Annotated in this window: 26 protein-coding genes; 12 read left to right on the top strand and 14 right to left on the bottom strand. The window is 68.9% G+C overall.

The window, feature by feature from the left end:
• Nucleotides 1-78: 78 nt before the first annotated feature.
• The 7 genes from F1643_RS03830 to F1643_RS03800 all read right to left on the bottom strand — a co-directional run bounded on the left by F1643_RS03830 (nt 79) and on the right by F1643_RS03800 (nt 8,117).
• A complete protein-coding gene (locus F1643_RS03830) occupies nt 79-2,049 on the bottom strand; it encodes a TonB-dependent receptor domain-containing protein (RefSeq protein ID WP_194910906.1) in 1,971 nt (656 codons plus the stop codon).
• Nucleotides 2,050-2,166: 117 nt separating this feature from the next.
• The gene (thrS, locus tag F1643_RS03825) at nt 2,167-4,095 is read right to left on the bottom strand and encodes a threonine--tRNA ligase (RefSeq protein ID WP_194910901.1); all 1,929 of its coding nucleotides are present in this window, start codon (nt 4,093-4,095) and stop codon (nt 2,167-2,169) included.
• Complete coding sequence (locus F1643_RS03820; RefSeq protein ID WP_194910900.1) at nt 4,095-4,610, bottom strand: iron-sulfur cluster assembly scaffold protein; 516 nt, start codon at nt 4,608-4,610, stop codon at nt 4,095-4,097. The genes thrS and F1643_RS03820 overlap by 1 nt, the downstream gene beginning before the upstream one ends.
• Entirely contained in the window at nt 4,607-5,050 is a 444-nt protein-coding gene (locus tag F1643_RS03815) for a SufE family protein (protein WP_137106444.1), read from the bottom strand. The genes F1643_RS03820 and F1643_RS03815 overlap by 4 nt, the downstream gene beginning before the upstream one ends.
• Nucleotides 5,047-6,435: a cysteine--tRNA ligase gene (gene cysS / locus F1643_RS03810; protein WP_194910899.1), complete on the bottom strand. Its 1,389-nt coding sequence runs from the start codon at nt 6,433-6,435 to the stop codon at nt 5,047-5,049. Before cysS ends, F1643_RS03815 begins: the two co-directional genes overlap by 4 nt.
• Nucleotides 6,432-7,586 (bottom strand): GTP-binding protein, encoded by a 1,155-nt coding sequence (locus F1643_RS03805; protein ID WP_370540451.1) that lies wholly within the window; start codon nt 7,584-7,586, stop codon nt 6,432-6,434. Before F1643_RS03805 ends, cysS begins: the two co-directional genes overlap by 4 nt.
• Nucleotides 7,587-7,622: 36 nt before the next feature.
• Entirely contained in the window at nt 7,623-8,117 is a 495-nt protein-coding gene (locus tag F1643_RS03800) for a Fur family transcriptional regulator (protein WP_194910897.1), read from the bottom strand.
• A 107-nt stretch (nt 8,118-8,224) separates the two neighbouring features.
• Between F1643_RS03800 and folE the strand changes: the two genes are divergently transcribed.
• The 8 genes from folE to F1643_RS03760 all read left to right on the top strand — a co-directional run bounded on the left by folE (nt 8,225) and on the right by F1643_RS03760 (nt 14,771).
• Complete coding sequence (gene folE / locus F1643_RS03795; protein ID WP_194910896.1) at nt 8,225-8,863, top strand: GTP cyclohydrolase I FolE; 639 nt, start codon at nt 8,225-8,227, stop codon at nt 8,861-8,863.
• A complete protein-coding gene (gene hisI / locus F1643_RS03790) occupies nt 8,860-9,378 on the top strand; it encodes a phosphoribosyl-AMP cyclohydrolase (RefSeq protein WP_194910895.1) in 519 nt (172 codons plus the stop codon). The genes folE and hisI overlap by 4 nt, the downstream gene beginning before the upstream one ends.
• 18 nt (nt 9,379-9,396) lie before the next feature.
• Complete coding sequence (zigA, locus tag F1643_RS03785) at nt 9,397-10,635, top strand: zinc metallochaperone GTPase ZigA (RefSeq protein WP_194910894.1); 1,239 nt, start codon at nt 9,397-9,399, stop codon at nt 10,633-10,635.
• The gene (locus F1643_RS03780; RefSeq protein ID WP_137106451.1) at nt 10,632-11,192 is read left to right on the top strand and encodes a DapH/DapD/GlmU-related protein; all 561 of its coding nucleotides are present in this window, start codon (nt 10,632-10,634) and stop codon (nt 11,190-11,192) included. The genes zigA and F1643_RS03780 overlap by 4 nt, the downstream gene beginning before the upstream one ends.
• Nucleotides 11,193-11,333: 141 nt before the next feature.
• Nucleotides 11,334-12,029 (top strand): DUF1826 domain-containing protein, encoded by a 696-nt coding sequence (locus F1643_RS03775; RefSeq protein WP_255542370.1) that lies wholly within the window; start codon nt 11,334-11,336, stop codon nt 12,027-12,029.
• 153 nt (nt 12,030-12,182) lie between these two features.
• Nucleotides 12,183-12,938 (top strand): ABC transporter ATP-binding protein, encoded by a 756-nt coding sequence (locus F1643_RS03770; protein WP_194911161.1) that lies wholly within the window; start codon nt 12,183-12,185, stop codon nt 12,936-12,938.
• The gene (locus F1643_RS03765; protein ID WP_194910893.1) at nt 12,935-13,819 is read left to right on the top strand and encodes a metal ABC transporter permease; all 885 of its coding nucleotides are present in this window, start codon (nt 12,935-12,937) and stop codon (nt 13,817-13,819) included. Before F1643_RS03770 ends, F1643_RS03765 begins: the two co-directional genes overlap by 4 nt.
• Before the next feature lie 31 nt (nt 13,820-13,850).
• Nucleotides 13,851-14,771 (top strand): metal ABC transporter solute-binding protein, Zn/Mn family, encoded by a 921-nt coding sequence (locus F1643_RS03760; protein WP_194910892.1) that lies wholly within the window; start codon nt 13,851-13,853, stop codon nt 14,769-14,771.
• A gap of 48 nt (nt 14,772-14,819) precedes the next feature.
• Here F1643_RS03760 and F1643_RS03755 read toward each other — a convergent pair whose 3' ends face one another.
• Nucleotides 14,820-15,122, bottom strand: coding sequence for a hypothetical protein (locus F1643_RS03755; protein ID WP_194910890.1), 303 nt, complete (start codon nt 15,120-15,122; stop codon nt 14,820-14,822).
• Complete coding sequence (locus tag F1643_RS03750) at nt 15,119-15,343, bottom strand: hypothetical protein (RefSeq protein ID WP_194910888.1); 225 nt, start codon at nt 15,341-15,343, stop codon at nt 15,119-15,121. The genes F1643_RS03755 and F1643_RS03750 overlap by 4 nt, the downstream gene beginning before the upstream one ends.
• A gap of 150 nt (nt 15,344-15,493) precedes the next feature.
• On the opposite strand from F1643_RS03750, the gene F1643_RS03745 reads away from it, so the two are divergent.
• The 4 genes from F1643_RS03745 to F1643_RS21540 all read left to right on the top strand — a co-directional run bounded on the left by F1643_RS03745 (nt 15,494) and on the right by F1643_RS21540 (nt 18,279).
• On the top strand, nt 15,494-15,790 hold the full coding sequence (locus tag F1643_RS03745; RefSeq protein WP_194910879.1) for a hypothetical protein: 297 nt from the start codon (nt 15,494-15,496) through the stop codon (nt 15,788-15,790).
• Nucleotides 15,787-16,374: a DUF1007 family protein gene (locus tag F1643_RS03740; RefSeq protein WP_194910877.1), complete on the top strand. Its 588-nt coding sequence runs from the start codon at nt 15,787-15,789 to the stop codon at nt 16,372-16,374. Before F1643_RS03745 ends, F1643_RS03740 begins: the two co-directional genes overlap by 4 nt.
• 197 nt (nt 16,375-16,571) lie before the next feature.
• Nucleotides 16,572-17,333, top strand: coding sequence for a nickel/cobalt transporter (locus F1643_RS03735; RefSeq protein WP_194910875.1), 762 nt, complete (start codon nt 16,572-16,574; stop codon nt 17,331-17,333).
• Nucleotides 17,334-17,793: 460 nt separating this feature from the next.
• Nucleotides 17,794-18,279, top strand: coding sequence for a hypothetical protein (locus tag F1643_RS21540; RefSeq protein ID WP_200474832.1), 486 nt, complete (start codon nt 17,794-17,796; stop codon nt 18,277-18,279).
• A 65-nt stretch (nt 18,280-18,344) separates the two neighbouring features.
• On the opposite strand, the gene F1643_RS03725 is transcribed toward F1643_RS21540, so the two are convergent.
• Genes F1643_RS03725 through F1643_RS03705 form a run of 5 tightly spaced genes read right to left on the bottom strand, consistent with a single transcriptional unit; the run spans nt 18,345 to nt 22,587 of the window.
• Complete coding sequence (locus F1643_RS03725; protein ID WP_137106459.1) at nt 18,345-19,349, bottom strand: TrbI/VirB10 family protein; 1,005 nt, start codon at nt 19,347-19,349, stop codon at nt 18,345-18,347.
• Nucleotides 19,346-20,305, bottom strand: coding sequence for a TrbG/VirB9 family P-type conjugative transfer protein (locus F1643_RS03720; RefSeq protein WP_194910872.1), 960 nt, complete (start codon nt 20,303-20,305; stop codon nt 19,346-19,348). Before F1643_RS03720 ends, F1643_RS03725 begins: the two co-directional genes overlap by 4 nt.
• Nucleotides 20,302-21,072, bottom strand: coding sequence for a hypothetical protein (locus F1643_RS03715; protein WP_194910870.1), 771 nt, complete (start codon nt 21,070-21,072; stop codon nt 20,302-20,304). The genes F1643_RS03720 and F1643_RS03715 overlap by 4 nt, the downstream gene beginning before the upstream one ends.
• 6 nt (nt 21,073-21,078) lie before the next feature.
• On the bottom strand, nt 21,079-22,392 hold the full coding sequence (locus F1643_RS03710) for a type IV secretion system protein (RefSeq protein ID WP_255542369.1): 1,314 nt from the start codon (nt 22,390-22,392) through the stop codon (nt 21,079-21,081).
• A 6-nt stretch (nt 22,393-22,398) separates the two neighbouring features.
• Nucleotides 22,399-22,587: a hypothetical protein gene (locus tag F1643_RS03705; RefSeq protein ID WP_255542368.1), complete on the bottom strand. Its 189-nt coding sequence runs from the start codon at nt 22,585-22,587 to the stop codon at nt 22,399-22,401.
• Nucleotides 22,588-22,590 lie beyond the last annotated feature (3 nt).

The raw sequence follows: 22,590 nt of genomic DNA, 5'->3' as shown, positions 1-22,590 counted from the left end.
GTTTTCGGCCGCTCCGCCGACGCCGTTCCGGCGGCGAGCAGGCAGAGCGCCAGCAGCAGATGGATGAGGCGTGTCATGTCAGAAGCTGTAGTTCAGGCCGACCCAGTAGAGCCGTCCCTCTTCCGCGTAGGTGAAGAGCGACGATTCCTCGGCGAGGCGCTCGTTGGTCAGGTTCTGCACGCCGCCGCGCAAGATCACGCTGTCGGTCAGGTCGTGGCTGAGGTCGAGCGACAGCAGCGTGTAGGCCGGCAGGCGCGTCGCCGCCCCCGAGGACGGATAAAGCGCCTGTTTGCCGACATATTCCGTGCGCAGCCGCGCGGTGAACCGTTCGACCGGGTTCCAGGCCAGCGCGACGTTGGCGCGGTGCCGGGGCCGTTCGCTCAGTTCCAGACCGGTGCCGCGGTCTTCGCTGTCGAGGAAGGTGTAGTTGGCGTCGAGACGCAGGTTTCCGGGCAGATCGACCCCGCCCTCCAGTTCGACTCCGCGGATGCGGGCCTCGTTGATGTTCTGATAGGTGCGGATCTCCCGACCGCGGATGCCGCAGAAGCGGGTGCAGGCGGTCTCGATCAGGTTTTCCAGATCGTTCTGGAACAGGGTGGCGCGCGCCGACCAGCCTTCGGCCCGGTATTCCGCCCCCAGCTCGTAGGTGGTGCTGGTTTCCGGCTCCAGGTCCGGGTTGCCGACCACGGTGAAGCGGCCCGCCGCCGCCGCCGCCTGATACTGCGGCGAGAGCTGCTTCAGGGTCGGCGCCTTGAAGCCCTTGCCGACGCCGCCCTTCACGGTCAGTGCGTCGGTCAGATGGTGGACCAGATAGGCGCGCGGGCTGTGCTGCCAGCCGAACGTCTCGTGATGATCGGCGCGGTCGCCCAGCACCAGCGACCAGTCGGCGCCCAGACTGATCTCATCCTGAAGGAACAGGGCGTGGTGGATCGCCTCCGCCGAACCGGCGCGGTTGACGGTGCTGTCGGTCAGGCGCTCGCGGTGCCATTCGCCGCCCAGAGTCACGCGGTTCCACGAGAGCACCGGCACGCTGACGTGACCATCGACGATGTCGTCGGTGAGCGTCTGGGGATCGGTCGGCGTGCCGCTCGACCGCCGGCTGGTGCGGTCGAGGGTGGAACGGTAGGCGCGCAAACTGCTGTTGCCCCAGCTCCAGTCGCCCGTGTGCGCGAGCGACAGGTGACGGCGGTCGATCGTGTCGGTCGTGGTGTAGATCGACGCGGCGGTGGTGCCGGACTGGATGGTGTAGGCTCTGGTCTCGTGGCCCTGCCCATAGGACAGATCGATGCGCTGGGCCTCGTCGGGCGTCCAGGTCAGGGTGGCGTTGCCGGTGGACGCGCGCCGCCGCTCCAGCTCGGTCAGGCGCGGATTGGCCAGGGCGCGGGTCGGCTCGCGGCCCTGGCTCTGGCCGGTGACGCTGAGACCGAGGACGCCCGGCACCAGCGGCCCGCCGGCGTAGGCGCCGATCTGGCCGCTGTCGCCGCCCGCCCCTTCCATCAGCCCTCCCTGGGTGGACAGGCTGCCGTGCCACGCATCGGTGGCGCGGCGGGTGATGACGTTGACGACACCACCCAGCGCCTCCGACCCGTAGAGCGACGACATCGGCCCGCGCACCACCTCAATGCGCTCGATGGCTTCCGGCGGCACCCAGTTCAGGTCGAAATCGGCGTGCGCGATGGCGTTGCCGGCGGTGTTGACGCGCTTGCCATCCATCAGGATCAGCGTGTGTTCCGCCGGCATGCCGCGGATGGAGATACCGCGGCGGTTCAGCCCGACGCCGCCGACCATGATCCCCGGCGTGTCGCGGAGCGCGTCCGCCAGATCCTGCACCGGGCGCTGCTGAAGCTCGCCGCCCGTGATGACCGTGACGGTCGCCGGCGCGTCGGCCAGCGGTCGCTCGGTGGCGGTGGCGCTGACCACCACCGGTTCCAGCACGACCGGCGCATCGGCCAGCGCTCCGGCCGCGCACAGCAGTACCGGTGGTGCTACGACAAGGCACGAGAGAACCGTTCCCGCCCGGTGGCGGGCGCGGTTGGCACGGCGATCCATGATATCCCCCAAATCCCTGATCCCCCGACGTGGGAAAGCTCACCACACCGGTATATGTAATGATATAACATTACATATCGATTTCGCGTCAACTCCCCTCTGTCCCGCGAACGGCACTCAATGCCCCCAGGCGACCGAAGCCGGCTTCAGAAGTGAGCGCCGGTTCTCCGCGTCGAGACGCAGCAGCGCCTCCCGCGCCCACATTGTTTCGCTGTCCGGCGAACCGAGCCGACGGAAGGAGACGGTCCCGTCCGCGGCCTCCCGCTTGCCGACAACCAGCATCACCGGAACTTTGGCCAAGCTGTGCTCGCGGATCTTGTAGCCGATCTTCTCGTTGCGCAGGTCAGCCTCGGCCCGCAAGCCCTCCTCGTGCAGCAGGCCGACAAGTTCACGGGCATAGTCATCAGCCTCTCCGGTAATCGTAGCGACCACCGCCTGCACCGGCGCCAGCCATAGCGGCAGCCGCCCGGCATGGTGTTCGAGCAGAATCCCGGTGAAGCGCTCCAGCGAACCGAACAGCGCCCGATGCAGCATCACCGGCGGGTGCTTGGCGCCGTCCGGCCCGATGTAGCCGGCCCCCAACCGCTCCGGCAGAGTGAGATCGACCTGCAAGGTGCCGCACTGCCAGTCCCGGCCAATGGCGTCGCGCAGCACGAACTCCAGCTTCGGCCCATAGAACGCCCCTTCGCCGGGGTTCAGGCCGTAAGGCAGTCCTGTGGCTTCCACCGCGTCGCGCAGGGCAGCCTCGGCCTTGTCCCAGACGGCATCGGAGCCGACCCGCTTGGCCGGCCGGTCGGAGAACTTCACCCGCACGTCCTCGAAGCCGAAGTCGCGGTAGATGCTCAGCACCAGCTGGCAGACGGAGCGGGACTCGCCGACGATCTGGTCCTCGGTGCAGAAGATGTGCGCGTCGTCCTGGGTGAAGGCGCGCACCCGCATCAGGCCGTGGAGCGCACCCGACGGTTCGAAGCGATGGACCTTGCCGATCTCGGCCAGCCGCAGCGGCAGGTCGCGGTAGCTGCGGATGCCCTGCTTGAACACCTGCACGCCGCCGGGGCAGTTCATCGGCTTCAAGGCAAAGACGCGGTCTTCCTTGGCCTCGGTGGTGAACATGTTCTCGCCGAACTTTTCCCAATGTCCGGAGGCTTCCCACAGCGACCGGTCCATAATGTCCGGCGTGTTGATCTCCAGATAACCGGCCCTGGTCTGGCGCTTGCGGATGTAGTCGATCAGGGTCTGGAACAGCGTCCAACCCTTGGGGTGCCAGAACACCGCGCCCGGCGCCTCCTCTTGGAAATGGAACAGGTCCATCTCGCGCCCCAGCCGGCGATGGTCGCGCTTTTCCGCTTCGGCAAGACGGTGCAGATGGGCGGCCAGTTCGCCGGCGTCGCGCCACGCGGTGCCGTAGATCCGGTGCAGCATCGGGTTGCGGTGATCGCCCCGCCAGTAGGCCCCCGCCACCGTCAGCAGCGCGAAGGCGGTGCCGAGACAGCCCGTGGAGGGCAGGTGCGGGCCACGGCACAGGTCGCGGAAGTCGCCCTGGCGATAGAGTGTCAGGGGTTCGCCGGCCGCGATGCCACGGATGATCTCCGCCTTGTAGTCCTCTCCCAGGTCGGTGAAGTAGCGAACGGCGTCGTCGCGTGCCCAGACTTCGCGCTCGATGGACTCGTCGCGGGCGACGATGGCCCGCATGCGCTCCTCGATGGTCTCCAGATCGTCGATGGTGAAGGGGACCGCACGCGCGAAGTCGTAGTAGAAGCCGTTCTCGATGGCCGGCCCGATGGTCACCTGCGTATCGGGATACAGCTCCTTGACCGCCTGGGCCATCACGTGGGCGGCGCTGTGCCGCAGCAGATCCAGCGCGTCCGGGTGGGCGCGCGTGACGATCTCCACCCGGCAGTCATGATCGAACACGGTATCGAGATCGCACAGGACGCCGTCGCGTTTGAGGGCGAGCGCGTCGGCGGGAAGCCCGGGAAGCTGTGCGCCACGGACCGGCGTCCTGGTCTCATGGGCGGTCCCGTCCGGGAAAAGGATGCGGATCATCACGAACAACCTTCTGATGAGCGGAAGAGAGAGGGGGGATCGTTGCACCCGTCGAGGCCGGCGACCCGCGCCAGAGCGGCCTCCACCGCGTCGAACGGCAAAAGCGCGGACCGGTGCCGAACCGGCACGTCGGCCACCGGCGCCAGGGCCTCCAGCGGGTGCCACAGCCCGGCGGGCGGCGGGGTGCGGTCCCTCAGCATGGTGCGGAAGAGAGCATGCCCCCGGCGGAACTCGGCGACGGTCAGGCCGACGATGAGGCTCCCGAGGACCGAGGCCGCCGCCTGTCCGACCAGACAGGCGCGCACCTCCTGCCCATATCCCGTCACCCGGTCGCCGTTCAGCACGATCTCCACCGTGATCCGGTTGCCGCACAGCGGACTGTGGAGGGTCGCGGTGGCGTCGGGCGCGTCCAGCCTCATGGTGCAGGGTATCGATGCCGCCAGCCGAAGCAGCCGCGTGTTGTACAGCTCGGCCATCCGACCGGAGCCATGTCCGGCCCTGTTGCTCCCGTTCATGGGGTTTCCCTCTCCGGCGTGCGGTCCAGACGGGTCCGGGCCAGATTCCGAATGCGCTGGATCATGCCCGCCAGACCGTTGCGGCGGCTGGCCGAGAGATGCTCGCTGAGGCCGACTACCGCGGCGATGTCGGGCGGCGCATCCAGGATCTCCCGCGCCGTCCGGCCCTGGAAGACATCCAGCAGGATCGCCACCAGCCCGGCGACGATGACGGAATCGCTGGCTGCAACGGCATGCAGACGGCCGTCCCGCCAGCCCGCGACCAGCCACACCGCCGCTTGGCACCCGTCCATCCGGTTCGCCTCGGTGCGCCATTCCTCCGGAAAGGCGGGCAAGGCACGCCCGAGATCGATCAGGTACTGGAAGCGGTCCGCCCAGTCGTCGAAGAACCGGAGGTTCCCGGCGATCCGGTCCAGCGCCTCGGCCACGCTTTCCGTCATGGCGCCCCGCTCCGCCAGACGGTGCGGTCGGGACGGTCCTCAACCGTCACCCCGCGCCGGGCCAGTAGGGCGCGGATATGATCGGCGCGGGCGAAATCGCCGGCGGCGCGGGCGGCACCGCGGGCCGCGAGGAGGGCCTGGATGTCGTCCGCCCCGGCAAAGGTTTCACTTACGGCCGGTTGAACCACCGGGGACGCGGCATCGCTCCCAAGCAATCCCAGGCGCGCGCCTCCCTCCAGGAGTGCGGCCTTGAGGGCCGCCCGCTCCTGCGGGTTATCGGATCTCCGCGCGGCCTGGGCGAGACGGAACAGCTCGGCGAGCGCCAGGGGCGTGTTGAGATCGTCGTCCAGAGCGGCGTCGAAAGCGGCCAGCCGCTCTCCGGCACCCTCCGCCTCGACACCGTCGAGAGCGTCGAGCGCTCCGCGCAGGCGGTCGAACGAGCGGCGCGCGCGCCGCAACGCTTCGGCGGTCCAGTCGAGCGGCCGGCGGTAGTGCGTTGCCAGCAGGGCCAGCCGGATCGCCGGTCCCGGCGCCTCGGCCAGCAGGTCGCGCACCAGCCGGACGTTGCCCAGGGACTTCGACATCTTCCGTCCCTCGACGGTGACAAAGCCGTTGTGGACCCAGAAGCGGCAATAGAGGCGGCCGCCATGGGCGCAGGTCCCCTGGGCGATCTCGTTCTCATGGTGGGGGAAGATCAGATCCTGCCCGCCGCCATGCAGGTCGATGGTCCCGCCCAGGTGGCGCCCGATCATGGAGGAACATTCGATGTGCCAGCCCGGCCGGCCACGCCCCCACGGGCTGTCCCAGCCCGGCAGGTCGGGCGTCGAGGGCTTCCACAGGACGAAATCGGCGGGGTGGCGCTTGAAGGGCGCCACCTCGACCCGCGCACCGGCGATCATCGCGTTCAGGCTGCGGCGCGACAGGCGCCCGTAATCCGGGAAGGACGGCACATGGAACAGCACGTGCCCCTCGGCGTCGTAGGCGTTGCCGACCGCCAGCAGCCGCCCGATCATGGCGACGATGTCGGGGATGTGGTCGGTGACCCGCGGCTCCACCGTCGGCCGGCCGACGCCGAGCGCCGCCATATCGGCGTGGTAGGCGTCGAGGAAGCGGCCGGTGACGGCTCCGATCGGCACCCCGGCCGCCTGTGCCGCCGCGTTGATCTTGTCGTCCACATCGGTGACGTTGCGGGCGTAGACGACGTGGGCGAACCGCCGCTTCAGCACCCGGTGCAGCACGTCGAACACAACGGCCGAGCGTGCGTTGCCGACGTGGGCGTAGTCGTAAACGGTCGGCCCGCAGACGTACATCGTCACCCGGTCCGGGTCCGCCGGAACGAAGCGCTCCTTCGTCCGGGTCAGCGTGTTGGTGAGGTGCAGGCTCATGCCCGTCCCCCCGAGGAGGCTCCCTCGGCCGTGCGGTCGTCCGGCGCGTCCAGGAACATCGTCAGGACATCGCGCATCATCTCCTCGTCCAGGTCGCGGACGATGAACACGATGCGGGTCCGGCGATCCGCGCCCGGCCAGGCCGGCAGCAGCACCGGCGGGTGGAAGATGTGCTGGACGCCGTGAATGACCAGGGGCGTGTCGCGTCCCTGGACATTGAGGATGCCCTTGACGCGGAGGACGTCCGGCCCCTTGAGCAGCAGCAGCGCCTCCAGCCACTGGTCCAGGGCTTCCGCCGGAATGGGGTCTTCCACCGTCAGGCAGAAGGCCCGGATGCGTTCGTCATGCCGGTTCACGTCATGATGGTGGTGCCCGCCGCCGTGAGGCTCCCCGTCGTGATGGTGATGATCATGGCCGTGATCATGGTGATGGTGATCGTGACCCTGCTCCCGCCCGGCCTCATAGGCTTCGGCGTTGAGCCAGCGCTGCACGTCGAGGCTCTTGGTCCTGGGGTTGTACAGACCGGCGTCGAACAGGAGACCGGGATCGACCGCACCGTCACGGACAGGAATCAGGGGCGCTGCCGGGTTGAGCGCCCGCAGGCGCCGCTCCAGCGCGGCGGCCGCGTCGTCTCCGGCCAGATCCGCCTTGGTCAGCAGCAGCCGGTCGGCCACGGCCGCCTGCTTGACCGCCTCGACCTGCCGGTCCAGGGTGTCCCAGCCGGTCGCGGCGTCCACCGTGGTGATCACGCCGTCCAGGCGGAAGCGGGCGGCCAGCAGCGGGTCGGTCATCAGCGTGTGCAGGATGGGAGCCGGATCGGCCAGCCCGGTGGTCTCGATCACGACCCGCTCGAAGGCCGCCACCTCGCCACGCACGCGCTTCAGGAACAGGGTCCGCAGCGTGTCGATTAGGTCGCCGCGCACCGTGCAGCACAGGCAGCCGCTGTTCAGCAGCACCAGATCCTCGGACGCCTGCGCGACCAGATCATGGTCGAGGCCGATCGCGCCGAACTCGTTGATGATCACCACGGTCTTTGCCATGTCCGGATGGCGCAGCAGGTGATTCAGCACGGTCGTCTTGCCGCTGCCGAGGAAGCCGGTCAGCAGCGAGACCGGAAGCGGTTGGCTGCCGGAGGTCCAGGGATCGGTCACGGGTGTGCCCTCCAAAAACGGGTCAGGAACGAAAACTCAGAATGAGGGTGCGGCCGACGGCTCCGGCGCGCGGCAGAGACCGCAAACCCCCTGGAGCTCGACGATCCGCCGCTCGCCGCGAAAGCCGTTCATGACCGCGAGCGCGTCCAGGACCCCCGGCAGCGCGTCGCTGTCGACGACACGGGCGTCGCCGCACCGCCCGCACAGCAGGAACAGGGCGGCGTGGTCCGGCCCGGCGGCCGGCCGGGCGATGTAGGCGTTCCAGCTTTCGATCCGCAGCACCAGCCCCTCCTTCATCAGGAAATCCAGGGTCCGGTAGATGGTCTGCGGCTGGAACCGCCGCCCGCACGCTGTCTCCAGGCGGGGGATCAGGTCGTAGGCGCGCAGGGGCCGGTGCTCCCGTCCGAAGATGTCCAGCATCGCCTGCCGGATCGGCGTCATCCGCCGATCCAGGTGAGGATCGCAAGCCGCCGCCACGGCCGTGGCGGGAACCGGTGCCTGAGGGGTGGTCGGTGCATGGAAGCCGTCCATGGCGATCTTCTCCTTGCCGGCCGCCCGGTCGTTGATATATGTAACGTTATAACATTACATTGCATGGCGCAACCCAACCGAACGCCCCTTGACCGGCACAAAGAACGATGTCCGACTCCTTGCCCAACACACGGACGACGCTCCCGCCGCTTCCTTCCCTCCACCGCCCCAGCCGGATGGAAGCGGAGGCGGCCGTCCGCACCCTCATCGCCTGGAGCGGCGACGATCCCGACCGCGAAGGTCTGGCCGACACGCCCGGCCGCGTCGTCCGTGCCTACGAGGAGTTCTTCGCCGGCTACCGGGAGGACCCGGTCGCCACGCTGGCCGCCACGCTGGAACCCGCCGGCTCTTACGACGGCCTGCTGGTCCTGCGCGACATCCGTCTGGAATCGCATTGTGAACACCACATCGTCCCGATCCTGGGTGTCGCCCATGTCGGCTACCTGCCGGCGGGCCGGGTGGTCGGTCTCAGCAAGCTGGCCCGGGTCGTGGACATCTTCGCCCGTCGCCTGCAAAGCCAGGAGGCCCTGACGGTCCAGATCGCCGACACGCTGGATCGGGTGCTCCAACCGCTGGGCGTGGCGGTGGTGATCGAGGCCGCGCACCAGTGCATGACCACGCGCGGCGTCCACAAGCCGGGCACCGCCACCGTCACCACCCGCCTTCTCGGCGCCTTCCGCCATGACGCGGCGTTGAAGGCCGCCTTCACCGCCGCCATCGGTAGCCACAGGGAGACGACACCATGACCGATGCCCCCGCGAACGACCCGCCCGCCCTGGACCGGCGGTACCGCCACCGCTTCACCGATCGCCTGTCGGTGGAACAGGTCGAGGAGGGCACCACGCTGGCGCCCCGGTTCGATGCCGACGGCCTGATCCCGGTCGTCACCACCGACGCCGCGTCGGGCGATGTTTTGATGATGGGGGTGATGAACGCCGAGGCGCTGGCCCGCAGCATCGAAACCGGCAAAGCCCATTACTGGAGCCGGAGCCGCGGAGCCTTGTGGCGCAAGGGCGCCACAAGCGGCCTGGTCCAGACCATCGTGGAGATGAGGATCGACGACGACCAGGACGCGGTCTGGCTGCGGGTGACGGTCAGCGGCGGCGCCAGTTGCCATGTCGGCTACCGGTCCTGCTTCTACCGATCCGTTGCCATCGGCGCAGGCGCGGATGGTCCGGTCGCGCTGCGCTTCACCGAACGCGAAAAGATCTTCGACCCGCGTGCCGTCTACGGCGACGCACCGAATCCCACCCGTCTCTAGACGTGCGAGGCTCCCATCATGCCCCCGACCCGGAGTTCCTCGGCGGACCGCCGCCTTCCCGTGACCGTGCTGTCCGGCTTTCTCGGCGCCGGCAAGACCACGCTGCTCAACCATGTCCTGAACAACCGGGCCGGCAAGCGGGTGGCGGTGATCGTCAACGACATGAGCGAGGTCAACATCGACGCCGACCTCGTCCGCGAGGGTGGCGGCAACCTGTCGCGCACGGAGGAGCGGTTGGTCGAAATGACCAACGGCTGCATCTGCTGCACCCTGCGTGACGACCTGCTGGCCGAGGTCCGCCGCCTGGCCGGGGAGAACCGTTTCGATTACCTGCTGATCGAATCCACCGGCATCGCCGAACCGCTGCCCATCGCGGCGACCTTCGACTTCCGCGACGAGGCCGGCGACAGCCTGGGCGATCTGGCCCGCATCGACACCATGGTGACGGTGGTGGACGCGGTGAACCTGCTGCGCGATTACGGCTCCGGCGACTTCCTGCGCGACCGCGGCGAAACCGCGGGCGACGGCGACGAGCGGACGCTCGTGGACCTTCTGGTCGATCAGATCGAGTTCGCCGACGTGATCGTGCTGAACAAGATCGATACCGCCACGCCGGAACAGGTCGCGGCGGCGCGCACCATCATCCGCGCGCTGAACCCCGCCGCCGATCTGGTCGAGACGGCGCAAGGCCGCATCTCCCTCGACCGCGTTCTGGACACCGGCCGCTTCGACTATGAGAAGGCCCAGGAGCATCCGCTCTGGTACAAGGAGCTGTACGGCCATGCCGAGCATGTGCCGGAAACCGAGGAGTACGGGATCGGCAGCTTCGTCTACCGCGCCCGCCGGCCCTTCCATCCCGCCAAGTTTCACCAGTTCCTTGACCGCTCCTGGCCGGGGGTGATCCGCGCCAAGGGGCATTTCTGGATCGCCACCCGGCCCGACTGGGTGGGCGAATTGAGTCACGCCGGCGCGCTGGTACGCCATCAGGCCATGGGCTTCTGGTGGGCGGGCGTCCCGCGCGAACGCTGGCCCGACCATCCGGAATGGCGCGAGGCCATCGTCCGGAACTGGGACCCGGTCTATGGCGACCGCCGGCAGGAACTGGTCTTCATCGGCTCGGGTATGGACGAGGCGGGGATAAGGACGATGCTGGACGCCTGCCTCGTCGGCTCCGCCGAAACGCCGGCCTTCGAACCGCGTCGCTGGGCGCGCCTGTCCGATCCCTTCCCGGTCTGGCAGCGGGGAGACGCCGGATGATCCGGCGAAACCCCCGGGGCGACCTCCCCGTCGTGGCGGAATCCGCTTTCGTCGATCCGACCGCCATCCTGTGCGGGCTCGTGATCGTCGAGGACGACGTCTTCATCGGTCCCTACGCCGTCATCCGCGCCGACGAGACCGATGCGGACGGCGGCATGGAACCGATCCGCATCGGCCGCGGGTCGAACATCCAGGACGGTGTCGTCATCCACTCCAAATCGGGGGCCGCGGTGACCATCGGGTCGCGGAGCTCGATCGCCCACCGCTCGATCGTGCACGGCCCCTGCACCGTCGGCGACGAGGTGTTCATCGGGTTCAACTCGGTCCTGTTCAACTGCACCATCGGCGACCGGGCGGCGGTCCGGCACAATTCGGTGGTCGAGGGTTGCCGGCTGCCGCCCGGCTTTCACGTCCCCTCTACCACGACGGTGCATTCGGATGCGGACCTGGCCCGCATACCACAGGTGACGGTGGACGTGACCACCTTTTCGGAGGATGTGGCGTCCACGAATGTCGGGCTGGCCGCCGCCTATCGCCGCATCCGCAACGAGTTCTGATCGTCAGCGGCGAACCGGCACGTCCAAGCTCCGCACGCATCGGGGATCACCCGGCTTTCCGCTCCGGTGGAACGCAGCCAAGCTTGCAAAACACGTTATGATATAACATTACTTTTTGGCTTCACCCTCCCGGACAAGGCCATGCCGATCACCGCCAATGCCATGGACGCCGACACCCCGGGCCATGCTCCCGGCCGACGATCCGACGACCGGAGTACCGCCCCCCATGTCGTGCTGTGTCGGACCGCCACCGAATTGTCGGCCATCCGTCAGCCCGGAGTGACTCTGGCCCTGTGGCGCCGCACGCTGCCGACGGGCCTTGCTACCCAACTCGCGCGTTTCACCAACACGGACCAGCCATCCTTCCGGCTCGCCACGACACCGGACGAGGCCGAAGAGGATATCGCCGCCGCCTTTCCGGCGGCCGGCCGCAACTCAGGCCCGCTGCTGGACGACATCGTACGGCTGGTGAGGCTCTACGCGGATCTTGTCGGATGCCCCGGCGTGATGCTGCGGCTGGACAGCGTGGCCGACGACGGCTGCCGCTTCTTCCACGCCGACCATGTCGGATTGCGCCTGCTCTGTACCTACCAGGGGGCCGGCACGCAGTGGCTGCCCGACGAGGCTGCGAACCGTCCGGCGCTGGGGCGCGGCGACAACGACGCCGTGATCGCCGATCCTGACCGGCTCCAAGTGTTCGGCGCCGGCCATGTCGGTCTGCTGAAAGGGGAATCCTGGCCCGGCAACCGGGGCCGCGGCCTCGTCCACCGTTCGCCACCCGCCGACCACTCCGGCCTACCCCGTCTCCTGCTCTGCCTCGACCATGATGACCACTGATCGCCCCCGCTCGCCGCTGGCTGCCTCCGCCCTGGAGCGGATCGTTGCGGCCTTCCTCCTGTGCTTCCTTCTCTGGGCGACGGTCGCCTGGGCATTGGACTGGGGAGCGTTGGATTGACCCTCGCATCGTACAACGGGCCGCCGGACGCCCCGGTGAACGCCCCGGTAGACGCCATCGTCCGGCTGACCGACCTGACGCTGGGCTACCGGCGGCATCCGGCGGTCCACCATCTGTCGGGCGGGTTCCGGGAGGGGTCGCTCACCGCCGTGGTCGGCCCGAACGGAGCCGGCAAGAGCACGCTGCTGAAGGCCGTCGTCGGCGCCCTGAAGCCGTTTGACGGAAAAGTCACTCTGCACGGCCTGACCGCCAGGGATATCGGCTATCTCCCCCAGCAGGCCGAGGTGGAGCGCGACTTCCCCATCGACGTGCTCGACACCGTGCTGCTCGGCCACTGGCGGCGGGTCGGCATCTTCCGGGCCATCGGGCGCACCCTGACGCGGCAGGCCGAGGAGGCCCTGGCCGCGGTCGGGCTCGCAGGATTCGAGCGGCGGCCGATCGGCGCCCTGTCCGCCGGCCAGTTCCAGCGCGTGCTGTTCGCCCGCCTGCTGGTGCAGGACGCCCGGCTGATCCTGCTCGACGAGCCCTTCACCGCCATTGACGCCCGGACGACCGCCGATCTGCTCGATGTCGTGCGGCGCTGGCATGGCGAGCGGCGCACGGTGGTCGCCGTTCTGCACGACATGGAGCAGGTCCGCGCCCATTTTCCCGACACGCTGCTGCTGGCGCGCGAGCCGGTCGCCTGGGGCCGCACCGACGAAGCCCTGAATCCCGCCAACCTCGCCCGCGCCCGCATGATGGCGGAGGCCTGGGACGACAAGGCCGAGGTTTGCCGGAGGTCCTCGTCATGACGCTCTTCGACCTCACCGCCGGTCCCTTCCTGGAATTCGCCTTCATGCGCCGGGCGCTCGCCGCCTGTCTGGCGCTGTCGCTGGGCTGCGGACCGGTGGGGGTTCTGCTGGTGCTGCGGCGGATGAGCCTGATGGGCGACGCCATGTCCCACGCCGTGCTGCCGGGTGCGGCCATCGGCTTCCTCGCCGCCGGCCTGTCCCTGTGGGCGATGGGAATCGGCGGCTTTCTCGCCGGGCTGGCGGTCGCGCTGCTCGCCGGGCTGGTCTCGCGGGTCACGGCCCTGCGCGAGGACGCCAGCTTCGCCGCCTTCTACCTGATCTCGCTGGCCGGCGGGGTGCTGATCGTCTCGCTGCGCGGCAGCAACGTCGATCTGATGCATGTGCTGTTCGGCACCATCCTGGCGGTGGACGACGCCGGCCTGCTGCTGGTCGCCGGAATCGCGACCGTCACCCTGCTGACGCTGGCGCTGCTCTACCGCCCCATGGTGCTGGAGTGCTTCGATTCCGGCTTCCTGCGCGCGGTCGGCGGTGCGGGCGGACGGTTGGGGGCGGCCTGCCACCTCGTCTTCCTGGTGCTGGTGGTCCTCAACCTCGTCGGTGGCTTCCAGGCGCTCGGCACGCTGATGGCGGTGGGGCTGATGATGCTGCCGGCCGCATCCGCGCGCTTCTGGGCCGAAGGGGTCGTCGCGCTGGCGCTGATCGCCATGGGTCTGGCCTTCGCCTCGGGCATCGGCGGGCTGCTGCTGTCCTTCCATTTCAACCTGCCCTCCGGACCGGCCATCGTGCTGGCCGCCGGGGGCGGGTATCTGCTGTCCCTCACCCTTGGCCCGGTCGGCAGCCTGCGGACGCGCTGGTTTCCCGGCCGGCATCGGGAGGCTTGATTCCCGTGATTCCTCCCAAGGAGAAGCACCCATGAAACGCACGTTCGCCGCCTCGCTGGCCACAGCGCTGGCGCTCTTCGCGCTGCCCGCCCTGGCCGAACCGGTGAAGGTGGTGGCCACCTTCACGATCCTCGGCGATATGGTCCGCCAGATCGGCGGCGACGAGGTCGCGGTGACGACCCTGGTCGGCCCCGACGGCGACGCCCACGTCTACGAGCCGACCCCCGCCGACGCCCGCGCGCTCGGCTCCGCCAACCTCGTCGTCGCCAACGGTCTGGGGATGGAGGGCTGGATCGACCGGCTGGTCAAGGCGTCCGGCTACAAGGGGCCGGTCACCGTCACCAGCACGGGCGTCAAGCCGATCGCCGGCGAGGAGGAGGAGCACGATCATGATCATGGTCACGGCCACGATCACGGTGCCCATGACCCGCACGCCTGGCAGTCGGTCGCCAACGCGAAAATCTATGCCGACAACATCCTGAAGGGGCTGGTCGCCGCCGCTCCCGACAAGGCCGCCGCCCTGCGCGCCAACCACGCCGCCTACAAGGCCAAGCTCGACGCAGTGGACGCCGAGATCAAGACCGCGCTGAAGCCGATTCCGCGCAAAGACCGCAAGATCGTCACCTCGCACGACGCTTTCGGCTATTACGCCAAGGCCTATGGCGTCACCTTCCTCGCCCCCGTCGGCGTATCGACCGAGGCGGAAGCCTCGGCGGGCGACATCGCCAAGCTGATCCGTCAGATCAAGAAGGAGAAGATCAAGGCGGTCTTCGTCGAGAGCATCGCCGACCCGCGCCTGCTAGAGCAGATCACGCGGGAGACCGGCGCGCGCATCGGCGGGCGGGTCTATTCCGACGCCCTCTCCGCGGCGGACGGTCCGGCCGCGACCTACATCGACATGATGCGCTACAATCTGGGCCAGTTCACCAAGGCGCTGGCACCCGCCTCCTGACGACGGATACGGCGGAGCGGGAAATGTCCCGCTCCGCTCAGCCCTCGCTCAGTTGGTGGAGCGGCGCGCCAACGCGTGCTCCACCACCACGCTTTTCAAGGAGCGAGGCACACGGGTGCGCTCGATCCACATCACCGAATAGCCGGCCAAGCGGCATTCGGCTGCCAACTCGCGACCATTCTCGTAGCGGTGCTGGTCGAGCGTCGGCCATTCGTCCAGCATCCGATAGTCGAAAGGCCGCCTCAGCCGGAAGTCGTTAAATCCCTGGAAGAATTTGGGATGCAGCAGCACCGGCTTGGCCTGACGCCAGGAGCGTGCGCCAAAGAAGCGGTTGTTGGTCACCCCGCTCATTGCAGCGCCCGCGACATCGGCAAGCCCCTCACCTCCTGGACGAGCCCCTCCAACATGCGTCCCGTGCGCGCCGGTCCGTGCAGGGCGACAAGACGATCCACCGCCTCGATCATCATCGCCCAGGCCACGGTGCGTTCGGACACGTCCTGTTGACTCCACAAGCCCCGCACCAGCGCCAGCGCATCCTCCAGTTCCGCAAGCCCGTCATCGGCCTCGCTCATTCCTCATCTCCATCGGATGGCCCTAGATATGTTATGATATAACATATCTTTTCATCGATGCGACTCGTCTTGCAGCTCCCTGGCGCCCTGTCGTAGCATCCGGTGACGGTCCGAAACATCGCGGGCGGAGAGCGGAATATGGATGCCGGAATGCATTCCCCCATGCGGCGCCGGAGCGTGCTGTGCGGCTTGGCGGCAGCCGGGACTTGGCTTCTGCCGGGCACGGCGGCGCAGGCGATCACGGCCCGGCCCTGGTCGGATTACGGTGCCGTGCTGGACACCGCCTGCGGCGCGTCCCTTGACCACAAGCGCCAGATCGCGGCGGTGGAACAGGCGCTCGGCATGAGCTTACCCGATGCCCGCCTGATCGGCGTCCTGCAACGGACGGCCTGCCCGACCTGTGGATGCCTGCTAGTGCCGCCGGGGACCGGACCCACCTCCTTTTGAGCGCAGCGCGTCGGTTCGGCATTGCCTTGACGCTGGCCGCCGGCTTGACGGCGGCGTCCGGCGGTGTGCAGGCGCACCCCCACGTTTTCGTGGAGGTCGGCTTCGGCCTGCAGTTCATCGACCGTGCGCTCGAAGCGATCGACGTCACGTGGCGGTTCGACGAATTCTACAGCCAGGCCATGCTGCCCGATTACATGAAGAAGGGTGAAAAGCAGTTGTCGCCCCAAGGAGTGAAGGGGCTGTATGACGATGTTTTCCGCTTTCTGGCGGACTATCGCTTTTTCACCGACGTCAGTGTTGACGGCGTCCTGATGAATCCGGTGAAGGCGACGGGTTTCATGGCGCGGGTCGACCGGGGAGCGCTGGTCTTCACCTTCCTGGTTCCGCTGCCCAAGCCGATGACGGCCGGCACGCTCGACCTGATCGGCTTCGATCCCGAATACTTCATCGAATACACCTTGGCCGGACCGCCCGAGATCCGGGGCAAGCCGCCGCGCCACACTTGCAAGACCCGGCGCTTCCAGCGCGACACCGAAATCACCGGCCCCGTCGGCGTCGCCGGACTGTCCTGCACCATCGGATGACACGTATAAGGCTTCTCTTCCTTGCCGCAGCGCTCGCCATATGGCTGGCCGCCGGCACAACCGCCGGCGCGAATCCTCTGGCCGGGAGACTTGCCCCTCCATCCGAGGGGACCACCCTACCCGTCGGAGCTTTGCCGGAACCGTTGCGCGGGGCGTTACAGACCCTCAACGCCGCTCAGGCCGATCTGAATCGGCAAATGACGGGGGTGCTCAGCGACATCCGCGACCAGGGATCGGTGGCTGCCGGAGCTTGGCTGTGCCTGATCGCCTTCGGTTACGGTGTTCTGCACGCGCTTGGCCCGGGACATGGAAAGCTGGTTGTCACCTCCTATTTCCTGACCCGGCGGGCCCGGCTGATGCGGGGTATCCAGATGGCGTCGATGGCGGCGCTGGCTCAGGCACTGGCGGCCATTCTGCTGGTCGGCGTTCCGGTTGTGCTGCTCGGCATGACCCGCGCCAGCGCCATGGCGGGGGCCTGGTATCTGGAGTTGGGCAGCTATGCCCTGATGACCGGAATCGGATTTCTTCTGCTGGTCCGCGCGGCGCGCGGTAAGATCGGCTGCACCCACGATCACGCCGTGACGCCCTGCCGCCGCCATGGAAGCAGCCCTGGAAACGGCCTCGTCGGGTTGCGACGGGAAAACACCGGCTTCACGCTGACGAGCCTTGCGGTCGGCGCGCGACCCTGTTCGGGTGCGGTGCTGGTCCTGCTGTTCACGCTTGCCAACGACATCGTGCCGGCCGGCCTTCTGGCGGTCCTGGCAATGGGGGTGGGCGTCGCGCTCACCACATCGGCCTCCAGCCTGATCGGCATCGGGGCGCGGCATGGGCTGGAAAGTCTGCTGATGGAGAGGCCGCGCGCTCTGGCCGTGGCGCAGCGCGGACTGGCGCTGGTCGGTGCCGCTCTGATCACGCTGGTCGGAGCGACGCTCTCACTGCTGACTTTGGGCATCGGGTAGGGAGTTGACCAAGGCGTGCCCGCCATCGTTGCCGCTGCGGTCGCAGGGATAAACCCATGCAGAGGCGTTGCCACGGCGGCGGTGGCGGCCCCCAGTGGTGGCGGTATCCACCCTGGATGCCGCCGCCCTCGTACAGACCCTCGGCGACGGAAGTGCGGACGGCGCGGGTCACCGCCACCCAGGAGCGCGCCGGCCGGAGGCGCCGCACGGCGGGCAGCCATTCCTCCGCCGTGCGGGTCAGCTCCAGCAGGTAGAGCTGGCGCTGCCGATCGGTGAGGCGCTGCCCCTACGAAGCGTTGCCGCCCTGGTTCAAGCTCCGCCGCATGCGGGCTGCGGCGGTTGTGCTGGAACGGGCCCGATCGGTTCTGACCGACTGGATGGACGGGAACGTGCTGCCCTGGCTCAACTCCGAAGCCGATGCCATGCGCCGGATTCTCGCCGCGCAAGGGACCGGATCGTTGTGGCCGATGTGACCGCACTACGGCACCGCGGGACCGTCCTCCTGATCGAGCAGACCTTGCTCGCGGGCGCGGTCGAGCAGCGCCTTGACGCTCGACCGCGCCCAGGTCCGCGCCCCGGTTTTGGTGAGAACGCCCTGGCGTTCCAACTGCCGGCCGATGCGGGTGAGGGTCACCGCGACGCGGACGGCTCGTCATGGATCGTGGTCAAAGGTGCCCCCGAAAGCATCCTTGACATGTGCTCGCTGGAACTGACCCATAGCGGCGGGCGTCCGCTCGACATCGACCACTGGCGCCGCATGGCCACGGACACTGGTGCCCAGGGATTGCGCTTGTTCGCGCTCGCCTATCGGCGAGCCCGCCCCGCGGCGGATCGCCTGAACTTTGCGGACGTCGAAAGTGGCTACACCATGCTGGCTCTCGTCGGTATCGTCGATCCTCCGCGCGAGGAAGCGATCCCTGTCGCCTACCCAAAGCGATGGTGGTAGTCGAAGCCGCCAAGGAGGTGTCGCATCCAGACATGAGCCACCGTTGCCAGTGGTAGTACGGTCGCTCAGCGAGCCCGGTCGAAGTCGTCGGCCTTCAGGCCGCCCCGCAACAGCAACAGCACCGGCTCTCCGGCGTCGAGCGTGATGACAGGCGCCCGGCCGAGCAGATCCTTGGCCGCTTTGTCGAGCGGGCGGTCGATGCTGTGTCCGAGGATGCCGCCGATCAGGCTGCCGCCCCCGGTCAGCGCCGCCGCCGCAACATCCACCGCCGTGCTGGCGGCAATCAGCAGTCCGGTCTGGAGCCACGGCACCTCCACCGACCCAGCCAGCCCCGCCGCACCGGTGACGTCTGCTCCGACCGCCGCTACGCGCACCGTGTCGTTGCGCGGCCAGGGCCGGGTGATCACCGGGTTGGCCACCTCGATGCGCGTCTGCCCCCTGGTGACCCCGCTGCCCACATCCAGCGTCACCACGGAGCCGCCGGGCACCGCTAGGCAAGAGAAGCCGGCATCCCAGACGTCCTGCGTCACGTGCGCGGTGACGATTCCGCCACGCTCGGTCACCACCCGGTTCACCGTGAGCAAGGGGATCGGCGTGCCCGGCGGCACGAGGCAGTCGGAGCCGGCGGCGACGAAGTCAGACGTCCCGGCCTGGGCGGCGGCAACGGTCGTGCCCTCCTCCTTGCGGCTCCAGCCGCCGACGCCGGCCTCCATCGCCTTCTTGCGCAGCTCGTCCTCCTTCGGCGGGGCCTTGGCCTGCGGCCGTGCTGGCGGAGGCGGTTCCTTCTTCTCGATGCGGGGTGCCGGTGGCGGGGCTGGCGCCGGTTTGGGCGCCATGTCCTCGTAGCTGGGCAGCCGCAGCTCCGGCTGGGTCGGGCCGAGCGCGACCGACAGCTTCGGCAAGCTTCCCCCTCCCTGGCTGCGGCCCAGCATGTAGGCGGCCAGCCCCAGCCCGATCACGGCAGCCGCCACCAGCAGGATGCGGACGACGTGCGGACCGGAGGTGATCACCCGGTGACGGGTCAGCGGATCGGGCGGCAGCGGCGGCGGGGTGTCGTTGACCGATGTCACGGGCGGGTCCTCCGGATGTGCACCTCCTGCATGCCAATCGCCAGCAGCAGGTGGTCGTGGATGCCAGCGACGCGGTAGGTGGCGTTCATCCGGCCATACTGGACGGGGATACGGGTGCCGTCGGCGCCGATGCGCCAGAGGATCGGCGCCCCGTAGGCGCCGAGCGCGCCGGGGGTGAAGTTGATCACTGTCACCTCGCCGTCGTCGCACACCGGCGGTTGGCCGTCCGCGGTGGGTACCGGCCGCCACTCCGGCGTGTCGCCGTCGAGCGTGTAGGTGCAGCGCCGATCCCGGTAGGCCAGCTCGGTGGTGCGGTCCCACCGGTCGCCTCCCGTTGCGACCGAAACAGCCCTGGCCTGACCGTTCAGGGTGGCGAGATAGTCCTCGGGGTAGCGCCAGCGCACCTCGACGTGGTGGGTGCGCCTGTGGGTCTCGACGTTTAGGTCGTACTTGCGCTCGCTGGTGAAGAGGGAGATCTGCTGGTTGAGGCCGGCGCGGCGCGGCATGAAGGCGATGCACTCGATGCGCTGCGGCCCTTTGCCAAAGCTGTAGGGTTGGTGCGGGATCCACACCTGGGCACCCGGCGCCACGATGTCGCGCACCACTTCGCCCGGCTTCAGACAGACCAGCGTCTGGTTCCCCTCGGCCATGTAGACGAGGTATTGCAGGTCGGGCTGGTACCAATATTCGCAGCTCTTGCCCTTGAAGCAGGTCAGACTCGGCAGGTCGAGGGCGGCCTCGTTGGCCTGCCCGACCCAGCTGCGGGTCTGCGCCCGCGACGGCCGCGGTCCGGCCTTCTCCTTCGGCTCCCGCTCCATCGCCGTCGGCGGGATGTGCAGGTCGGCCAGGGTGTAGGGGCGTTGCGGGGGGACGGGGCCGGCGATTGGTGCCGAGGGCGGCTCGATGGCGCAGGCGGCGAGCAGCGGCAGCACCAGCAGGGAAACGGGGAGTCTCATGGCTGGGGCTCCATCGTTTCGGACGGGGGAATGGGGTGGGCCTTGGCCGGTTCCTTGGCCTCGGCCTTCAGCGGGGTGCCGCTGGGCTCGGAGAAGCCGGAGATCGAGACGCCGTCGAGCGCACCGTCGCGCGAGGGGCCGTCCACGGTGACCACGGCGGCGCTCATCAGCATCTTCGAGCGCGGCTTGAAGTCCCGGTACACCGTCTCGGTCCACACCACGTAGAAGGTCGAGGTGCCGGTCTTGGAGTCGGCCTCGCGCTCCTGGACGCGGATGTCGGCGACGTCGCGGGTCCAGCCCTCGGCCGGAGCGAGGTCGGCCGCCAGCAGGGCGTCCCATTTGCGCTCGGCGTCGCCGATCAATCGGGCACGGGCGGCGGCGCGGTCCTTGGCAAGCATCACCGGGTCGGTACCGATCTGCCGCTGCCAGCGGACGAACCACTGGACGGCGTTGATCCGGGCGCCCTTGGTCACGGTGATGGTGTTGTCCAGCAGCACGAGGCGCTGGTGGCCGTCCATCGCCTGCTCGACGCGGTAGACCGGCTTGTACTTGGCAATCTCCACCAGCAGGCCCGCGATGCGCAGGTTGTCCCAGGTCATCAGGGAGCCCCAGGACAGGCCGAGCACGGCCAGGGCGAAGGTCCAGCGCTTCAGCCGCAGCGCCTTGGCCTCGCGGCTGGCGCGGTAGGTCATGGCGGCGAGGTACTTCGCGCTGTCCGGCACGGCGGCCGGCGGCGGGTCGTAGACGTTGACGACGCGCTCCTTCATGACGGATCAGTCTCCCTTGTCGCCGGCCGGACGGTCCAGGCCGGATGGTTTGCCCGGCGGGTCCTGCGGCCGTTCGGTGGCGTTGGAGGCGGAGCGGCGCAGCCACGACTCTTCTCCGCCCCAGCGTTCGATGAGCCGGCTGGCCTGCCCGCGGGTGAGATTGGGATCGACAGTGCGGCCGGCGGCGAGCCGGTCGAGCTCGCCGCGCTGGGCGTCGGTCATCGGCTTGTCCCAGCCGCTGCCGCGCGAAGCCGAGGACTGGGCACCACCGAAGCGGCCGCTCGGGTAGCGGCGCCCGGTCGAAGCACCGGCGGCCCCACCGCCAGTTCCGCCACCCGCACCGCCCACACCACCGGTGCTGCCGATGGACGCTGTCGCGCCGCCCGCGATGTGGCGCAGACCGCCCCATGCCGCCAAGGCGCCACCGGTCAGGCTGCCGGGTGCCCCGGAGGTGGCGGCCGCCGCGCCGGCCATGCTGCGCATGCCGAGCCAGCCGGCGGTCCAGAGTGCGGCCAGCGCCGTCATGCCGTCCATCACCGGGCCGCCGTTGACCAGGCCGGCGGCGGCGCGCGGCGCCTTGATCGCCAGCACGAAGATCGCCGCTGCCAGCACCGCCACCCCGAACGCCTGGGCCAGCGTCGGCGTGCCGGTGAAGGTGAGCGCCAGCAGCGTCGCGCTGCACATGGCGATGATGCAGCCGAGCACCAGCAGCTTGAGCGCGGTGGCTGCGATGTAGCCGATAGCGCGCTCGGCCACGAAGCTGGTCGGCCCGAGCACGGCGAAGGGGATGGCGAGATAAGCGGCCAGCGACAGCAGGCGGTATTCCAGGAAGGCGAGGAAGACCTGGATGGCCAGGATGCAGAAACTGACGATCACCACCAGGGCGGCGAGCAGGAAGATGACGATCTCGACGAAGTTCAGGAAGAAATCGACCGGCCCGAGCATCTCCTTGACGCGCTGCATCAGCGGGATCACCGCCTGGATGCCGAGGTGAGCGATGTAGCCGGGATCGTCGAGGGCGAAGCCGCCGCCGGGCACGAGGTTGAGCCCCTGCTGCGCCGCCGCCTGCATCAGCGCCGCCGAGCCGGCGGGGAACCACTCGACCAGCGCGCCGATGGCGGCGAACTTCAGCAGCATGCGCAGGAAGGGTCCGTGCACCGCCGCCTTGCCCTCGAACAGCCAGAGCAGCAGCGCCAGTGTGTAGGACAGCATCATCAGCAGGCGCAGGGCGGTCTGCACGTCCGGCCCGAGCAGGCCAAGGCCGGTGACCACGGCGGCGGTGAGCTGGTGCAGGACGACCGAGAGGGCGCTGACGTCCATGGCCGGTCACTCCCGCACGGGGCGGGCCGGCACCGGCCGCTCATACCGGCCGATGCCCTCCCAGGCCGGGTTGCTGCGCTCCAGCCGCTCCAGGGCCGACGCCCCCGTGTCTGAGCGGACGGTGAGCACCAGGGCCACGGCGCCGATGATGCTGACGAACAGCATGGCGCTGAGGGCGAGGAGAATGCCGCGCATCGT

Origin of the sequence: Azospirillum sp. INR13 (assembly GCF_015390205.1) — a bacterium.
Taxonomy (GTDB): domain Bacteria; phylum Pseudomonadota; class Alphaproteobacteria; order Azospirillales; family Azospirillaceae; genus Azospirillum.
The sequence above is the reverse complement of the archived record's forward strand: the minus strand, read 5'-3'. Positions and strand labels throughout refer to the sequence as shown.

Coding starts and splice junctions, on each gene's coding strand:
- F1643_RS03830 (WP_194910906.1), bottom strand. CDS start 2,049: ATGGATCGCCGTGCCAACCGCGCCCGCCACCGGGCGGGAACGGTTCTC.
- thrS (WP_194910901.1), bottom strand. CDS start 4,095: ATGATCCGCATCCTTTTCCCGGACGGGACCGCCCATGAGACCAGGACG.
- F1643_RS03820 (WP_194910900.1), bottom strand. CDS start 4,610: ATGAACGGGAGCAACAGGGCCGGACATGGCTCCGGTCGGATGGCCGAG.
- F1643_RS03815 (WP_137106444.1), bottom strand. CDS start 5,050: ATGACGGAAAGCGTGGCCGAGGCGCTGGACCGGATCGCCGGGAACCTC.
- cysS (WP_194910899.1), bottom strand. CDS start 6,435: ATGAGCCTGCACCTCACCAACACGCTGACCCGGACGAAGGAGCGCTTC.
- F1643_RS03800 (WP_194910897.1), bottom strand. CDS start 8,117: ATGGACGGCTTCCATGCACCGACCACCCCTCAGGCACCGGTTCCCGCC.
- folE (WP_194910896.1), top strand. CDS start 8,225: ATGTCCGACTCCTTGCCCAACACACGGACGACGCTCCCGCCGCTTCCT.
- hisI (WP_194910895.1), top strand. CDS start 8,860: ATGACCGATGCCCCCGCGAACGACCCGCCCGCCCTGGACCGGCGGTAC.
- zigA (WP_194910894.1), top strand. CDS start 9,397: ATGCCCCCGACCCGGAGTTCCTCGGCGGACCGCCGCCTTCCCGTGACC.
- F1643_RS03780 (WP_137106451.1), top strand. CDS start 10,632: ATGATCCGGCGAAACCCCCGGGGCGACCTCCCCGTCGTGGCGGAATCC.
- F1643_RS03775 (WP_255542370.1), top strand. CDS start 11,334: ATGCCGATCACCGCCAATGCCATGGACGCCGACACCCCGGGCCATGCT.
- F1643_RS03765 (WP_194910893.1), top strand. CDS start 12,935: ATGACGCTCTTCGACCTCACCGCCGGTCCCTTCCTGGAATTCGCCTTC.
- F1643_RS03760 (WP_194910892.1), top strand. CDS start 13,851: ATGAAACGCACGTTCGCCGCCTCGCTGGCCACAGCGCTGGCGCTCTTC.
- F1643_RS03755 (WP_194910890.1), bottom strand. CDS start 15,122: ATGAGCGGGGTGACCAACAACCGCTTCTTTGGCGCACGCTCCTGGCGT.
- F1643_RS03750 (WP_194910888.1), bottom strand. CDS start 15,343: ATGAGCGAGGCCGATGACGGGCTTGCGGAACTGGAGGATGCGCTGGCG.
- F1643_RS03745 (WP_194910879.1), top strand. CDS start 15,494: ATGCATTCCCCCATGCGGCGCCGGAGCGTGCTGTGCGGCTTGGCGGCA.
- F1643_RS03735 (WP_194910875.1), top strand. CDS start 16,572: ATGACGGGGGTGCTCAGCGACATCCGCGACCAGGGATCGGTGGCTGCC.
- F1643_RS03720 (WP_194910872.1), bottom strand. CDS start 20,305: ATGAGACTCCCCGTTTCCCTGCTGGTGCTGCCGCTGCTCGCCGCCTGC.
- F1643_RS03715 (WP_194910870.1), bottom strand. CDS start 21,072: ATGAAGGAGCGCGTCGTCAACGTCTACGACCCGCCGCCGGCCGCCGTG.
- F1643_RS03710 (WP_255542369.1), bottom strand. CDS start 22,392: ATGGACGTCAGCGCCCTCTCGGTCGTCCTGCACCAGCTCACCGCCGCC.
- F1643_RS03705 (WP_255542368.1), bottom strand. CDS start 22,587: ATGCGCGGCATTCTCCTCGCCCTCAGCGCCATGCTGTTCGTCAGCATC.